At 34.0% G+C, this 14,093-nt stretch carries 12 protein-coding genes; 5 read left to right on the top strand and 7 right to left on the bottom strand.

The window, feature by feature from the left end:
- Positions 1-69: 69 nt before the first annotated feature.
- Entirely contained in the window at positions 70-963 is an 894-nt protein-coding gene (locus J2X17_RS08715) for a DUF4349 domain-containing protein (RefSeq protein WP_310296602.1), read from the bottom strand.
- Positions 964-1,240: 277 nt separating this feature from the next.
- On the opposite strand from J2X17_RS08715, the gene J2X17_RS08710 reads away from it, so the two are divergent.
- From J2X17_RS08710 to J2X17_RS08700, 3 genes are all read left to right on the top strand, one after another.
- On the top strand, positions 1,241-2,539 hold the full coding sequence (locus J2X17_RS08710; RefSeq protein ID WP_310296600.1) for an anthranilate synthase component I family protein: 1,299 nt from the start codon (positions 1,241-1,243) through the stop codon (positions 2,537-2,539).
- A gap of 240 nt (positions 2,540-2,779) precedes the next feature.
- Positions 2,780-4,090: a tRNA lysidine(34) synthetase TilS gene (gene tilS / locus J2X17_RS08705; protein ID WP_310296598.1), complete on the top strand. Its 1,311-nt coding sequence runs from the start codon at positions 2,780-2,782 to the stop codon at positions 4,088-4,090.
- Positions 4,090-6,186: a protein-disulfide reductase DsbD family protein gene (locus J2X17_RS08700; RefSeq protein WP_310296596.1), complete on the top strand. Its 2,097-nt coding sequence runs from the start codon at positions 4,090-4,092 to the stop codon at positions 6,184-6,186. The genes tilS and J2X17_RS08700 overlap by 1 nt, the downstream gene beginning before the upstream one ends.
- A gap of 234 nt (positions 6,187-6,420) precedes the next feature.
- On the opposite strand, the gene J2X17_RS08695 is transcribed toward J2X17_RS08700, so the two are convergent.
- A complete protein-coding gene (locus tag J2X17_RS08695; RefSeq protein WP_310296594.1) occupies positions 6,421-7,737 on the bottom strand; it encodes an ammonium transporter in 1,317 nt (438 codons plus the stop codon).
- 435 nt (positions 7,738-8,172) lie between these two features.
- Between J2X17_RS08695 and J2X17_RS08690 the strand changes: the two genes are divergently transcribed.
- Together J2X17_RS08690 and J2X17_RS08685 are read left to right on the top strand one after the other, a co-directional pair.
- Positions 8,173-9,147 (top strand): Gfo/Idh/MocA family protein, encoded by a 975-nt coding sequence (locus J2X17_RS08690; protein ID WP_310296591.1) that lies wholly within the window; start codon positions 8,173-8,175, stop codon positions 9,145-9,147.
- A 78-nt stretch (positions 9,148-9,225) separates the two neighbouring features.
- Positions 9,226-10,761, top strand: coding sequence for a YifB family Mg chelatase-like AAA ATPase (locus J2X17_RS08685; RefSeq protein ID WP_310296589.1), 1,536 nt, complete (start codon positions 9,226-9,228; stop codon positions 10,759-10,761).
- Positions 10,762-10,898: 137 nt separating this feature from the next.
- Here the strand turns inward: J2X17_RS08685 and J2X17_RS08680 are convergent, their stop codons facing one another.
- The 5 genes from J2X17_RS08680 to J2X17_RS08660 all read right to left on the bottom strand — a co-directional run bounded on the left by J2X17_RS08680 (position 10,899) and on the right by J2X17_RS08660 (position 13,941).
- On the bottom strand, positions 10,899-11,585 hold the full coding sequence (locus J2X17_RS08680; RefSeq protein WP_310296587.1) for a GNAT family N-acetyltransferase: 687 nt from the start codon (positions 11,583-11,585) through the stop codon (positions 10,899-10,901).
- Positions 11,586-11,603: 18 nt separating this feature from the next.
- The gene (locus tag J2X17_RS08675) at positions 11,604-12,473 is read right to left on the bottom strand and encodes an alpha/beta hydrolase (RefSeq protein WP_310296585.1); all 870 of its coding nucleotides are present in this window, start codon (positions 12,471-12,473) and stop codon (positions 11,604-11,606) included.
- A 144-nt stretch (positions 12,474-12,617) separates the two neighbouring features.
- The gene (locus tag J2X17_RS08670) at positions 12,618-13,121 is read right to left on the bottom strand and encodes an SRPBCC family protein (RefSeq protein ID WP_310296583.1); all 504 of its coding nucleotides are present in this window, start codon (positions 13,119-13,121) and stop codon (positions 12,618-12,620) included.
- Positions 13,111-13,437, bottom strand: coding sequence for an ArsR/SmtB family transcription factor (locus tag J2X17_RS08665; RefSeq protein ID WP_310296582.1), 327 nt, complete (start codon positions 13,435-13,437; stop codon positions 13,111-13,113). Before J2X17_RS08665 ends, J2X17_RS08670 begins: the two co-directional genes overlap by 11 nt.
- Positions 13,438-13,551: 114 nt before the next feature.
- Complete coding sequence (locus tag J2X17_RS08660; RefSeq protein ID WP_310296580.1) at positions 13,552-13,941, bottom strand: VOC family protein; 390 nt, start codon at positions 13,939-13,941, stop codon at positions 13,552-13,554.
- Positions 13,942-14,093: the final 152 nt, after the last annotated feature.

Here is a 14,093-nt window from a genome sequence, read left to right as displayed (position 1 = left end):
ATTAATTGAATGCTATATCAAATATAACGATTTTTTTCTTATTAAATTGCTGATTAATTAACAGTTTTCTTATTTTTTAACGTACTTTCTATAAAGGAAAAATCCTCCCAAACTAATTAAAATAAACGGCCACAGATTGATGAAAAATACTAAAATTGACTGAAGAATATACCAGCCGCTTTTTAAAGAATCAACAATCTGAATACCTAAGTTAGGTTTGTAATAAGCGCTGTCCTTTTCGCCGGCCGTGATTTCTTGCTTTATCGTTTCATTTTGATAAAGCTGTAAAGTAACAGTGCTAAAATTAATCTGATCCTGCATTGACAAATTATCAATTGTACGATTATCATTGGCTTCTTTTTGATTAGCCAAAGTGTTTTCAGCAGCCATAATATCATTTATTTTTTTGCCTTTATTATCGATTGCTTTTTCAACTCTTTTTTCATTTGTAGTACTTCTTTTTTGTGAAAGCTGATTGGCTAATAATTTCAACGAAACATCATCAGCTTTGATGACCCTGAAATCCAGAAAGTCGATTTGTCTGGCAATACTCTTAATTACAGTGTCAAGCTGCGTGTTTGGAACGCGAATAGTGATATTGTTTTCTACCGAATATTTTGTGGTTTCGAGCGTGCTGTCCTGACTAATTTTAGTTTTAATCTGATCGTGAATATTGCTTTGCAGGTTGGTGTAAGTAACAAAACCTCCAAATTTTGCCACGGCGTTTTCAATTGCATAAGTAGATTTGACGACGTTTTTAACCTTGAATTTGATATCAGCGGTTCGAATAAATTTCTGTGTGCTGTTTTTGGGCTGCACTGCTGCTGTTGAGGAAACAGCCGTACTGTCTGCTGTAGTTTTGTAATCTGCAGGTTCCTCAGAAGCGTAATCTGCTTTTTTACAAGAAAATAATAATGCGATAATCACCAAGGTAGTCAAACCTAATTGTGCAATTGTTTTCATAAAGGTTATAAAATTTGATTAATAAAAATACTCGCCTGTCTTTCAGGTTCGTTTTGTTTTTTGCCACAGATTATTAGATTTAAATGATTTTTTAATCTTGTTAATCTGTGCAATCTGTGGCATTTTTTTCGTGAGTAATTTTTTAATCAAATGGCAAGAAAAGTTTTAATAATTAGCACTAATTCGATATACTAAAAAGTGTGCCAATAATTTTTGAGGATTACTTTATTGAAGGATTTTTTTTGTCGTAATTTTGAAGTCTAAAATTTATACTTTTTTGAGAGTTTCCATTCATAAACCTATTTCAAATCCAGAGCAGTTTAAAGAGCAACTTCTAACCTGGTCACAGCAATTTCGTGAGGTTGTTTTTTTAGACAGCAATTCGCATACGCAGGAATATTCAAGTTTCGATTGTGTATTGGCTGTTGATGCTTTCACTTCCTTGAAAACCGATTTTCACAATGCTTTTGATGATTTAAAACAATATCAGCAAACGACAAAAGACTGGCTTTTTGGATATTTAACCTACGATCTAAAGAATGATGTCGAGGAGTTGAAGTCAGCTAATTTTGATGGATTAAATTTTCCGGATTTGTTTTTCTTTCAGCCAAAAAAAATATTTTTATTGAAAGGAAATCAGCTCGAAATTCGATATTTATTACTTTGTGATGATGAGGTTGAGGCCGATTTCAATGAGATAGTTGAAAGTCGATCCCGAAGCCTCGGGACGAAAGTCGAAAGTGGTGGAGCTTTAAAAATTGAGCAGCGAATTTCAAAGGAATTTTATGTTGAAAAAGTAACAAAAATGCTAGAGTATATTAATAAAGGAGATATGTACGAAGCTAATTTTTGTATGGAATTTTATGCTGAAGATGCAATAATTAATCCATTAGAAAAATTTCTGAAATTAAATGAAATTTCGAAGGCTCCGTTTTCTGTTTTCTTTAAAAATCATAGACAATATTTACTTTCTGCTTCACCCGAACGTTATTTGAAAAAAGTGGGTGAAACGATTATTTCTCAACCCATAAAAGGAACTTCGAAACGATCTTTAGATTTAGTTGAAGATGAAAAATCCAAACTATTTTTAGAATCAGATTCGAAAGAACGCGCTGAAAATATAATGATTACCGATTTAGTCAGAAACGATTTGTCGCACACCGCACAAAAAGGTTCAGTTGAAGTTGTAGAGCTTTGCAAGATTTATTCATTTTTGCAGGTGCATCAAATGATTACGACGATTACTTCAAAACTAGATTCACAATATTCTCCAACTGATGTTTTAAGAACTACTTTCCCAATGGGAAGCATGACGGGCGCACCAAAAATTTCGGTGATGAAAATCATTGAAAATCTTGAAGAAACCAAACGCGGTTTGTACAGTGGTGCAGTAGGTTATTTTACCCCCGAAGGAGATTTTGATTTTAATGTTGTCATCAGAAGTATTTTGTATAATCAGGAAAATGAATATGTTTCTTTTTCAGTAGGAAGTGCGATTACAGCACAATCTGATCCTGAAAAAGAATATGAAGAATGTCTGTTGAAGGCAAAGGCAATGCATGAGGTTTTGCGATAAAAAAGGTTTGCCACTCCCGATAGCTATCGGGATAAGCGATTAAAATGATTTTGTTTCACGCAGATTCTACAGATTTAAGCAGATTTAAATAGATTTTTATTAAAATAAATCTGCGTCAATCTGCTTAAATCTTTTTAAATCTGCGTGAAAAAATAATTAGTAAAATTCGTGGCGAAAAAATATTTTACGCTTAACATTTCATTTAAAAATTGATAAAATTTAATTCTTTACATTTATCAAATGTTTTCAAAATTTCAAGATCATATCGTTTCAAGATTCCTTTTTCTGAGGAATAACAAACTATTTCTGGCTGTAAGTGGAGGATTGGACAGTATGGTTTTATTGCATTTGATGCAGCAATTACCATGTGAAATAGCCGTTTTGCATTGCAATTTTCAACTTCGCGGATTAGAAAGTTTTGGCGATCAGGATTTTGTTCGCGAGTATTGCGATCAGCATAAAATTCCTTTTTTTACCACACAATTTGATACCGAAGCTTTTGCTAAAGATTATAAACTATCGACTCAGGTTGCCGCGCGAGAATTGAGATACAGCTGGTTTTATGAACTTCTGGAAACCGAAGATTTTGATTTTATTTTGACAGCACATCATGCCGATGATAATCTCGAAACTTTCATTATCAACTTAACGAGAGGAACAGGATTAGACGGTTTGGTTGGAATTCCCGAGCAAAATGATAATATTGTTCGTCCACTTTTGCCTTTTTCAAGAGATGAAATTCTGAAATATGCTGAAGAAAATAAGATAGAATGGCGTGAAGATAGCAGCAATGCTTCCAATAAATATCTTCGAAATAAAATTCGTCATGATTTAGTTCCGATGCTGAAAGAAATCAATCCGAACTTTCTGCACGCTTTTCAGAAAACACAATCATATTTGCAGGAATCCAGAGAAATGGCTGAAGATGCGTCGATTATGATTTATCAGCAAGTGGCAAAAGAAATGGGTAATGATATTCATTTCGATTTAAATCAGCTTAAAAAATTACCTAATTATAAATCGTATTTGTACCAATGGCTGAATGAATTTGGATTTTTGGCATGGAATGATATTTACGATTTAGTCGAAAGTCAGTCAGGAAAACAAATTTTTTCGGCCGAGTTTAGATTGCTAAAAAATAGAAATACGTTGATTTTAAGTCCGCTTGCAGAAGTCAATGAAACAGAGGAATATTTGATTAATGAAAATCAATCAGACGTTAATTTTCCCTTAAAATTGAGCCTTTGTAACGTAGGTCACATAACAATAGATTCAAATAAAGCTATCTTTGTGGACGCTGAAAAAATCCAGTTTCCTTTGGTTTTACGTAAATGGAATGAAGGAGATGTTTTTCACCCTTTTGGAATGAATGGCAAATCTAAAAAAGTAAGCAAGCTTTTTAAAGATGAGAAATTATCGCTGATCGAAAAGGAAAAAACGTGGATTCTTTGCTCCGATAATCAGATTGTCTGGGTTATTGGAATTCGACAGGACGAGCGTTTTAAAATTGAAACTACAACAAATAACATACTTAAAATAGAATTACAATAATGAACTTTAATCAATCCTATCAAACGATAACGTCAAAAAGTGTTTGGAATAAAACCATTGTTTTTTTGTTATTTTTCATTTTTGCTTTTGCAAAAGGTAACGCTCAGATTTTAGAGCCTGTAAAATGGACAGCAAAAATTGAAAAGAAATCAGGGACAAATGCTGTTTTGATTTTTGATGCAACGATTGAAAAAGACTGGCATATGTATTCGCAATTTACGCCGGATGGAGGACCGCTTCCGTTAGAAATTGTCTTTAAAAATCAAAAAGGAAATTACAATTTGGTTGGGAAAGCCAAAGAAGGAAAAACTAAAACAGCTTTTAATGATGTTTTTGGTGTAAATGAAACTTTCTTTGTAGGCAAAGCACATGTCGAACAGGAAATTACAATCACAAATCCGGATTTAAAAACCGTTGATGTCGATTTTGATTTTCAGGTTTGTAAAGAAGTGTGCATTAATTCAAATAAAAAATTCTCTATAGCAATTCCGGCATCTTTCAAAATGGTTGCTGTTGCAACAGTTTCTGAAGCTAAACCTGATGAAACAAAAGTAGAAGGAATTGCTGTTGATACTTTGTCATCAGTATCAAAAGAAACGAAATCAGAACAAGCTAAATCGGAAGTTGCAGCATCTTCAAAAGAAGAAATTCCAGCGCCGGCTCCGACGAGAAGTTTATGGTCAATCTTTTTAATCGCTTTTATATCAGGTTTCGCAGCATTGTTGACACCTTGCGTTTTTCCAATGATCCCAATGACGGTAAGTTTCTTTACCAAACAAAGTAAAAGCAGAGCAAAAGGAATTAGAAATGCTATTATCTATGGACTTTCAATTATCACTATTTATGTAGTTTTAGGTCTTATTGTGACTAAAATATTTGGTGCCGATGCTTTGAATGCATTATCTACCGATGTTTATTTTAACTTGATTTTCTTCGTTTTATTGATTGTGTTTGCAGTTTCATTTTTGGGAGCGTTCGAAATTATGCTTCCAAATTCATGGGCAAATAAAGCAGACCAACAAGCAGACAGAGGCGGAATAGTTGGAATATTATTCATGGCTTTGGCTTTGGCAATTGTGTCCTTTTCTTGTACAGGGCCTATCGTTGGAACTTTATTGGTGGAAGCAGCTTCAAATGGCGGAATTGCGCCGGTTGTCGGAATGTTAGGATTTTCATCCGCTATGGCATTGCCTTTTATGTTGTTTGCCATGTTTCCGGGGTGGTTAAATTCGTTGCCAAAATCAGGTGGCTGGCTGAACACGGTAAAAGTGGTTTTAGGATTTTTAGAATTGGCTTTGGCATTCAAATTTTTATCTAATGCAGATTTGGTTTTACAATTGCATTTATTAGAAAGAGAAGTTTTCTTAGCGATCTGGATTGCTATTTTTGGAACTTTGGCATTTTATTTATTCGGAAAAATTACGTTGCCGCATGACAGTCCGACAAATCATATTTCGGTTGGAAGATTATCATTTGGATTATTAGTATTGACGTTTACCATTTATTTAATTCCGGGACTTTGGGGAGCACCATTAAAATTAATCAGTGCTTTTCCTCCTCCACAAACATACAGTGAAAGCCCATTTGGTGTAGGAAGTTCATCAACTTCAAATGTAAATTCGGGAGAGATAAAAGGATTGCCTGATGGTGCTGAATTAGGACCACATGGTATAATGGTATTTCACGATTACGAAGATGGATTGGCATATGCAAAAGAAATCAAAAAGCCAATAATGTTAGACTTTACAGGTTATGCATGCGTAAACTGTAGAAAGATGGAAAACAATGTTTGGTCTGATGAAAGAGTTTTACCAATCTTAAAAAATGAAGTTGTTTTAATTTCTCTTTATGTAGATGACAAACGCGAATTGCCAAAAGAGGAACAATTTGTTACCGCGAAAGGAGATAAAATTGAAACAGTTGGTGATAAATGGACTGACTTTATGATTTCAAAGTATAAAACAAATACGCAGCCGTTATATGTTTTAACTGATTTGGAAGGAAAGAATTTAAACAATTCAAAACCAACCATTAGTTATGTAGATGTTGAAGAATATTTAACCTGGTTGAAAACTGGGATTTCAAATTTTAAGTAGAGAGCAAGAGGCAAGAGGCAAGAAGCAAGAAGCAAGAAGCAAGAGAAAAGAATATAGAATATAGAATATAGAATATAGAATATTAGAACGAGTATAGAAAAAGTAGTTGAAAAATCTAAAATCTACAGTCTAAAATCTAAAATAATTAAGGTGAAGTTAATTCAAACAAAAAGCACTCTAAGTTTAGAACTCAGAGTGCTTTTTTATTGGGTTGGCAAATTGGAAATTAATTTCTTATAGATATTCTCCGTGTTGAGAAATATCTAATCCTAATTCTTCTTTCTCTTCGGTAACTCTTAGAGGAGTAATTTTATTTACAATGAAGAATAAAATGTAAGAACCAACGAAAGCAAATATAGATACAACTACCAAAGCAATTAATTGGTTAATGAATAAAGTTGGAGTTCCAAAAATCAAACCTTGGTTGTCACCAACTACTGGGTTAACTGCTTTTGAAGCAAAAACCCCAGTTAATAACATACCTACCATACCACCAACACCGTGACAAGCAAAAACGTCTAAAGCATCATCGATTTTTCCTTTAGGGAATTTGCTTACTACAAGGTTACTAACGATAGCAGCAAAAGCTCCAATAAAAATTCCGTGAGGAATACTTACGAAACCTGCAGCAGGAGTAATTGCAACAAGACCTACAACAGCTCCAATACAAGCGCCAAGTGCAGATAATTTATGTCCTAAAATTTTGTCAAGGAAAACCCATGCCATAGCAGCGGCAGCGGCAGCAACAGTTGTAGTTCCTAAGGCCTGAACAGCTAAACCATTAGATCCTAATGCAGAACCCGCATTGAAACCAAACCATCCGAACCATAATAAACCAGTTCCTAATAATACGTAAGTGATTCTTGCAGGGTTAACTTTTTGAATTTTTCTTTTTCCTAAGAAGATTGCTCCGGCTAGTGCGGCCCAACCAGCACTCATGTGTACTACAGTTCCTCCGGCGAAGTCTAATACTCCCATTTTGAAGAAAACTCCGTCAGGATGCCATGTCATGTGTGCTAACGGTGAATATATGAATAAGATAAATAAAACCATGAATAATAAATAAGCCCAGAAACGTACACGCTCTGCAAAAGCACCTGTAATTAATGCAGGAGTAATGATGGCAAATTTTGCTTGAAATAATGCGAATAACATAAATGGAATTGTAGGGGCAAGGCTCCAGGCTGTACTTGTACCAACACCCTGAAAGAATAAATTTGAAGTTGGGTCTCCAATAATTCCGCCAATAGTAGGTCCGAAAGCTAAACCAAAAGCAACAACAACCCATAAAATAGTAACAATTACCATAGCCATAAAGCTTTGTAGCATTGTACTAATAACGTTTTTCTTACCTACCATTCCTCCGTAGAAAAATCCTAAACCTGGTGTCATTAACAATACAAATGCAGTTGCTACAATCATCCAAGCCGTATCTCCGGTATCAAACTTTACAGCTTCTGCTGGAATTGGGTTGTCTGATAAGATGAAATTTGATACAAAAGTTAGTACCAAAATAGTGATAAGAATCACACTTAAAATAATTTTTCGCATAGTTATTTAGTTTTAAAATTTTTTATAAAAATATAAAATCATTCGATACCCCTATAAAAAATAGAGTGTAATGCTTAACTTTTGTTAATTTTTAGATTTAACCCCCTATATTTTACAGGTATTTGTTAAAAAGAACTTAAAATTTACAATTTATTAATCTAAAAATAGAAAAATGTCAGTTTTTTCATCTTTGTTAACAAAAAAACGTTAAAATAATTCTAATTTTAAGAGTAATTATGCTTAAATATTTATAAATATAATCAAAACGTTTAATTATTTAAATAAGAAGGATATCAAATGAATATTTTATCTGATGCCCTTTATTAATAAAATTTAGATTTAGATGTATACCCATTACGTGGTTTTTAGTAATCTTTTTTCTTTATTTGTATTCATTAATTAAGTTGCCTTTTTTAAGAAGATAAATAGAAGATTATGAAAATTGATAATAAAATTAAATGGGGAATTGTTGGTTTAGGAAATATCGCCCATCAATTTGCAACGGATTTGTTACTGATCGAAGATGCCAGTTTGGCTGCTGTTGCCTCTAGAAATTTTGATAAAGCAAATGATTTTGCTGCGGAATACAATTGCCCAAAAGCTTATGATTCGTATGAAGCAATTTTTGCAGATAAAGACGTCGAAATTATTTACATCGCGACCCCTCATGATTCCCATGCCGATTTATCTATCAAAGCTTTAGAAAATGGGAAACACGTTTTATGTGAAAAACCACTTGCCTTGTCTTTTGAAGATGCAGTTCGAATGATTGAAGCTTCTAAAAAATACAATAAATTTTTTATGGAAGCTTTCTGGACACGTTTTCTTCCCGCTTTTCAGGAGATCTTTGCAAAAGTGAAAAATGGAGAAATTGGCGAATTAACATATCTCAATGCCGACTTTACTTTTTGTGCAGATTTATCAGGATTAAATAGATTGACAGATGTTAAACGAGGTGGCGGTGCATTGTTTGATATTGGAGTGTATCCAATTTTTATCTCCTATATTATGTTGGGAATGCCGAAAGAAATTATTGCTAAAGCCAAGTACCATGATACCGGAGTAGATGTACAGACCAGTATTGTTTTACAATATGAAAATGCTCAGGCTGTTTTGCATACCGATTTAGTTTCGTCTCCAAGCATGAAAGCCAATATTTGTGGTACAAAAGGACGTGCCGAATTAAATGCGCCGTGGTTTATGAGTGATGGCTATTCGATTATAAAAGATGATCGTGAAGAAAAATTTATTCTTCCAAACCTTGGAAAAGGATATTCGCATGAAGCAATTGAATGTCATAAATGTATCAGAAATAATCAGATCGAAAGTCAGCTTTGGTCACATCAGAACAGTTTAGATTTGAGTGAAATCGTGAACAAAATTAAAAAGCAAATCGGCTTGCCATTTTAAGGGAAGAATATTTTGTAGTAAAAAAGCTATATTTTAAATATTTTCATTAGATTTAAAAATATTTAATGAAAAGAATTTATGTTAGTAAAAGTTTACGGAAGTGCCGTTTTTGGAGTGGAAGCAACCACAATTACGATTGAGGTTCATATGGATAAAGGAATTGGTTATCATTTAGTTGGGCTGCCGGATAATGCAATTAAAGAAAGCAGTTATCGTATTGCTGCCGCTCTCAAAAATAACGGATTGAGTTTGCCTGGTAAAAAAATAACTATCAATATGGCGCCAGCCGACCTCCGAAAAGAAGGTTCTGCTTACGATTTACCCCTGGCAATGGGAATATTAGTAGGTTCAGATCAAATAAAAGCGCCAGAAATTGAAGAATATGTTATAATGGGGGAGCTTTCTTTAGATGGAAGTCTGCAGCCCATTCGCGGAGCACTGCCCATTGCGATAAAAGCGAAAGAAGAAGGTTATAAAGGTTTTTTTCTCCCGATTCAGAATGTAAAAGAGGCTGCGATCGTTGTGGGCTTAGATGTATATGGAGTTAGTAATTTACAAGAAATTATTGATTTTTTTTCCGGAAAAGGCACGCTAGAACCTACGGTAATTGATACGCGAGCGGAATTCTATAAAACTTTAGATTTCCCTGAATTCGATTTTTCAGATGTTAGAGGTCAGGAAAGTATTAAACGATGCATGGAAATTGCTGCAGCAGGAGGTCATAATATTATTTTAATCGGTCCGCCCGGAGCAGGAAAAACGATGCTTGCCAAACGTGTTCCGAGTATTTTGCCTCCAATGACTTTGCGAGAAGCACTCGAAACCACCAAAATTCATAGTGTTGCCGGAAAATTAAAAGAAGTTGGTTTAATGAATCAAAGGCCATTCAGAAGTCCGCATCATACCATTTCAAACGTCGCTTTAGTGGGAGGAGGGAGTTATCCGCAACCAGGGGAAATTTCGATGGCTCATAATGGTGTTTTATTTTTAGATGAATTACCGGAATTCAAACGCGATGTCTTAGAAGTAATGCGACAACCTCTTGAAGACCGCGAAGTAACTATCTCGCGAGCAAAATTTACCGTTACCTATCCGTCCTCATTTATGTTGGTGGCGAGTATGAACCCAAGTCCGAGTGGTTTTTTTAATGACCCTGGTATGCCAAATACATCCTCACCACATGAAATGCAACGTTATCTAAGCAAAATTTCCGGACCTTTATTAGACCGAATTGATATTCATATAGAGGTGACGCCTGTTCCGTTTGAGAAATTATCCGACGACAGAAAAGCGGAAAGTAGTGTCGAAATCCGTAAAAGGGTTACAGCAGCGAGAGAAATCCAAACCAAAAGATTTGAAGAGATCGAAAACATACATTACAATGCACAAATGAGCAGTAAACTTATTCGTGAGTTTTGCGCTCTTGATAATCAATCAAAAGAATTACTGAAAACGGCTATGGAACGCCTGAATCTTTCTGCCCGGGCTTACGACAGGATTTTGAAAGTTGCACGCACGATTGCCGACCTAGATGACGCACCAACTGTAATTTCTCAACATATCGCCGAAGCCATTCAATACAGAAGTTTAGACCGTGATGGCTGGCTCGGATAATTTTAAATTTTTAGAACAAGTCTTTGCATCTTTTTCTATTACGATGAATAGGAATCTCCGTTAGTACTGCGACGTAGATTTTTATTTCAGATATTCATTAAAATTCATCACAGATTTCTTTTATTCAAACTGTAAATTTATTTGTTTTTAGAAATATTCCAGAAGCTCATTTTTCTTCTGGTTGTAAATCCTAATTTTTCATAGAGTCCGATTGCTCCAGTATTACTTTCTACAACGTGCAAAAACGGAATTTTACCCTGATCAAAAATAGCATTTACCACATACGTAATTAGTTGTTTTGCATGCCCTTTTCCAGTATGATCAGGATGCGTGATAATTGCACTTACTTCGGTAAAAGCATTCATTTTCATACGTTCTCCGGTAATTGCAATTAATTGGCTGTCCTTAAAAATTCCATAATAATCTCCAAGTAAAATGGTTTTGTTTTTAAAATATCCGGGCTGTATTAAATTGACCAAACTGCACAAAGCTTCGTTATGTTCTTGAGTAAGTTTGATAATTTCAGTTTCTACTGGAAGCTGAATTTTTTCTTTTATAATCATTTGAAGACAAACCAATTCTTTTGTGATTTTTAATTCATCAACTATTTCAGGCTTTTCCCCTACAGTAAAAAAATTATCAGTTAAAGTTGCATATTCTTTTGTAGCAATTGCTGTATTTTCCAGATGTATAAAACCTCCAAAAGGACCATAATCCGGATGGTAGAATTTTGTATTACCATAATCTATCGCAAATGCCTGATGGTTTTCTGTTAAGGAATACCAAACCGGATTATCTAATTTATTTTCTTCTGTACCTTTCATTTATAAGGACTTTATTTGTTATTCTTGCGGTTTAGAATATAATACTCTAAAAGAATGAGCAACGGCCGGATGCAAAATGGTAGCGTGGTTTTCTTCAGGGAAATATTCAAAATTCACTTTTATGTTTTTGTTTGTAGAAGATTTAATTCTTTCTGCTAGTAAATTGGCGTCAACTTCCATTACTCTTGGGATTTCTGTTGGCGTAAGACCTTCTTTGCCCACTGCGATGTAAATATCAATTGGTTGATTAAAACTTTGCTGAAAAATAATAGAATCGTCATTTAACAATGAGCCATTATTCCACCATAAACTCGGACTTACGATGATGTATTTATTAAACAGGTTTGGTTTTTTTAATAATATTTCTGTTTCTAACAATCCACCTAATGATTGTCCGATAATCATTTTAGAATTCGTTGTTTTGTATTTTTTATCTATGAAAGGCTGTAATTCTTTTTCGATAAAAGCAATGAATTTATCCGAATGACCGGAAGTTGGAAAACGCTTTTGGTCTTTTTCTATAGTTGTCGGAAAAGTAAAATCTCTTCTTCTGTCAACCGTACCAATACCGACAACAATTGATTTTGGGACCTGATTTACCCATTCAAAACTATTAAATTGAACTAATCCTGAAATATGAATAAAATCTTCATCGGCCGATCCGTCTAATAAATAAATCACGGGATATTTTGTAGCTTCATTTGGATTATAACCTTCAGGCAGATAGATATTCAGGATTCTTTTTTCGCCTAATTCTTTCGATTGAATTTCATTAATAACGCCTAATACAAAAGGTTTACCAGCATCGGTTGATTGAGAATTGCTTGTTTGGCTAAAAATTGAAGTTAAAGAAAAAAATAAGCAGGCAAGTAAGTGTAATTTATTCATTTTGAAATATTTAATGACCAGTTTTGAATTTTTTAGAACAAGTTGTAAGAAGCTAAAATACAAATTTTGATTTACAGTTAATGTCAAAAAGAAATCCCATTCGCCTTAAACGAACGGGATTCCATAAAATGTAATAATTAAAAATTACTTCCCTCTCGAAGCAAATATTTTGTCCAAACCTTCCATCGCAATGGTGAAACCTTCTTTGAAACCCATTTCGATGATTTTTTCTAAATCGGATAGATTTTCATGTTTGATAGCAATGTCTACAAAAGTGCCAGCACCTTGTTCAGAGAAATTCACATTCCAGTCAGAACGTGGAAAATCTTTGTTTAAATTTCCATCGCTATCTGAAAAAGCGTCCAGATATTTAAAATTTGATTTTGGTGTTATTGATGTAAAATCGGCAATAGCCCAATGTTCTTCACCTTGCGGACCAACCATGGCATATAGTCTCCGCCCGCCTACTTTAAAATCCATAAATTTTGTTTTGGCTTTCCATGGCGATGGCGCCCACCACTGGTCTAATATTTCGGGTTCTGTCCAGGCCGACCAAACATTATCAAGAGAGGCATTAAATTCACGTTTTACATTTACCGTGCTATTTTCCTGATCTACGGTAAAATTCATCAATAGATTAGATTTCATTTTCTTTAGATTTTAGATTCATTAATACTTGATCCAATTGACTGAAACGGTTTTCCCAAATTTCTTTAAACTGAGCCAGCCATTTGTCAACTTCTTTCATTTTGTCAATTTTTAGCTGATAATAAATTTCTCTTCCAACTTTTTTCTCGTCTAACAGTTCACATTCATTAAGAATTTTAATGTGTTTAGAAACGGCTTGCCTTGTGGTGTTAAATTGTTCCGCAATCGCATTTGGCGTAAGGGCATTAGTAGCAACTAATACTAAAATGGCTCTTCGGGTCGGGTCAGCAATTGCCTGAAAAATATCTCGTTTCATTTTTAAATTATTTAAACACGCAATCAATCAGTTGCAAATATAAGCAACTTTTTGGTTGCGAAAAAAGCTACTATGATTTTTTTAAAATTTCGTGTATTCGAAGTGTAGCATGATTTATTTCGGCCAGTACAAAACATTAAATTTATGTCCGTCAGGATCAGAAAATCCAAAGAAATAGCCTTTTTCAAAATTTTGTGGTTCAGCGAAAACTTTCCCGCCAGCGCTTTTAACAGCCAGCAATCTTTGATGTACTTCATCAACACTTTCAGCCGAAAGAGAAAATATGATTTCGTTACCTTGTTTCAAATCGGCCATTTCATCATTGACTGCCCACTTGAATCTTTCTTTTGTAAAAAAATGAATTATAAAATCATCATCGCCAAAACAAAAACTTGTTAAATCTGTATTTGTACCATTTGGTTTAAATCCTAATTCGCTATAGAATTTAGTTGTGCGTGCCAAATCTTCTACGCCTAAATTGGCCCATATTTTTTTAGTTTTCATAATAATAACTTTAAAAAATTAGCATTCTATCTCCACCATTCCATAATAGTCGTGTAATAAAATTACGAATTTTAAATTAGAAAATGTAGAAATGAAGACGTATCTCAGTGATGCGCTATAGCTTTAAATGTCAGATAAAATGAAAAATGTAG

The organism is Flavobacterium aquidurense, assembly GCF_031458035.1.
Classification (GTDB): domain Bacteria; phylum Bacteroidota; class Bacteroidia; order Flavobacteriales; family Flavobacteriaceae; genus Flavobacterium; species Flavobacterium aquidurense_C.
Note: the sequence above shows the minus strand (reverse complement) of the source record. Positions and strands in the feature narration are given on the sequence as shown.

Coding starts and splice junctions, on each gene's coding strand:
- J2X17_RS08715 (WP_310296602.1), bottom strand. CDS start 963: ATGAAAACAATTGCACAATTAGGTTTGACTACCTTGGTGATTATCGCA.
- tilS (WP_310296598.1), top strand. CDS start 2,780: ATGTTTTCAAAATTTCAAGATCATATCGTTTCAAGATTCCTTTTTCTG.
- J2X17_RS08700 (WP_310296596.1), top strand. CDS start 4,090: ATGAACTTTAATCAATCCTATCAAACGATAACGTCAAAAAGTGTTTGG.
- J2X17_RS08695 (WP_310296594.1), bottom strand. CDS start 7,737: ATGCGAAAAATTATTTTAAGTGTGATTCTTATCACTATTTTGGTACTA.
- J2X17_RS08690 (WP_310296591.1), top strand. CDS start 8,173: ATGAAAATTGATAATAAAATTAAATGGGGAATTGTTGGTTTAGGAAAT.
- J2X17_RS08685 (WP_310296589.1), top strand. CDS start 9,226: ATGTTAGTAAAAGTTTACGGAAGTGCCGTTTTTGGAGTGGAAGCAACC.
- J2X17_RS08680 (WP_310296587.1), bottom strand. CDS start 11,585: ATGAAAGGTACAGAAGAAAATAAATTAGATAATCCGGTTTGGTATTCC.
- J2X17_RS08675 (WP_310296585.1), bottom strand. CDS start 12,473: ATGAATAAATTACACTTACTTGCCTGCTTATTTTTTTCTTTAACTTCA.
- J2X17_RS08670 (WP_310296583.1), bottom strand. CDS start 13,121: ATGAAATCTAATCTATTGATGAATTTTACCGTAGATCAGGAAAATAGC.
- J2X17_RS08665 (WP_310296582.1), bottom strand. CDS start 13,437: ATGAAACGAGATATTTTTCAGGCAATTGCTGACCCGACCCGAAGAGCC.
- J2X17_RS08660 (WP_310296580.1), bottom strand. CDS start 13,941: ATGAAAACTAAAAAAATATGGGCCAATTTAGGCGTAGAAGATTTGGCA.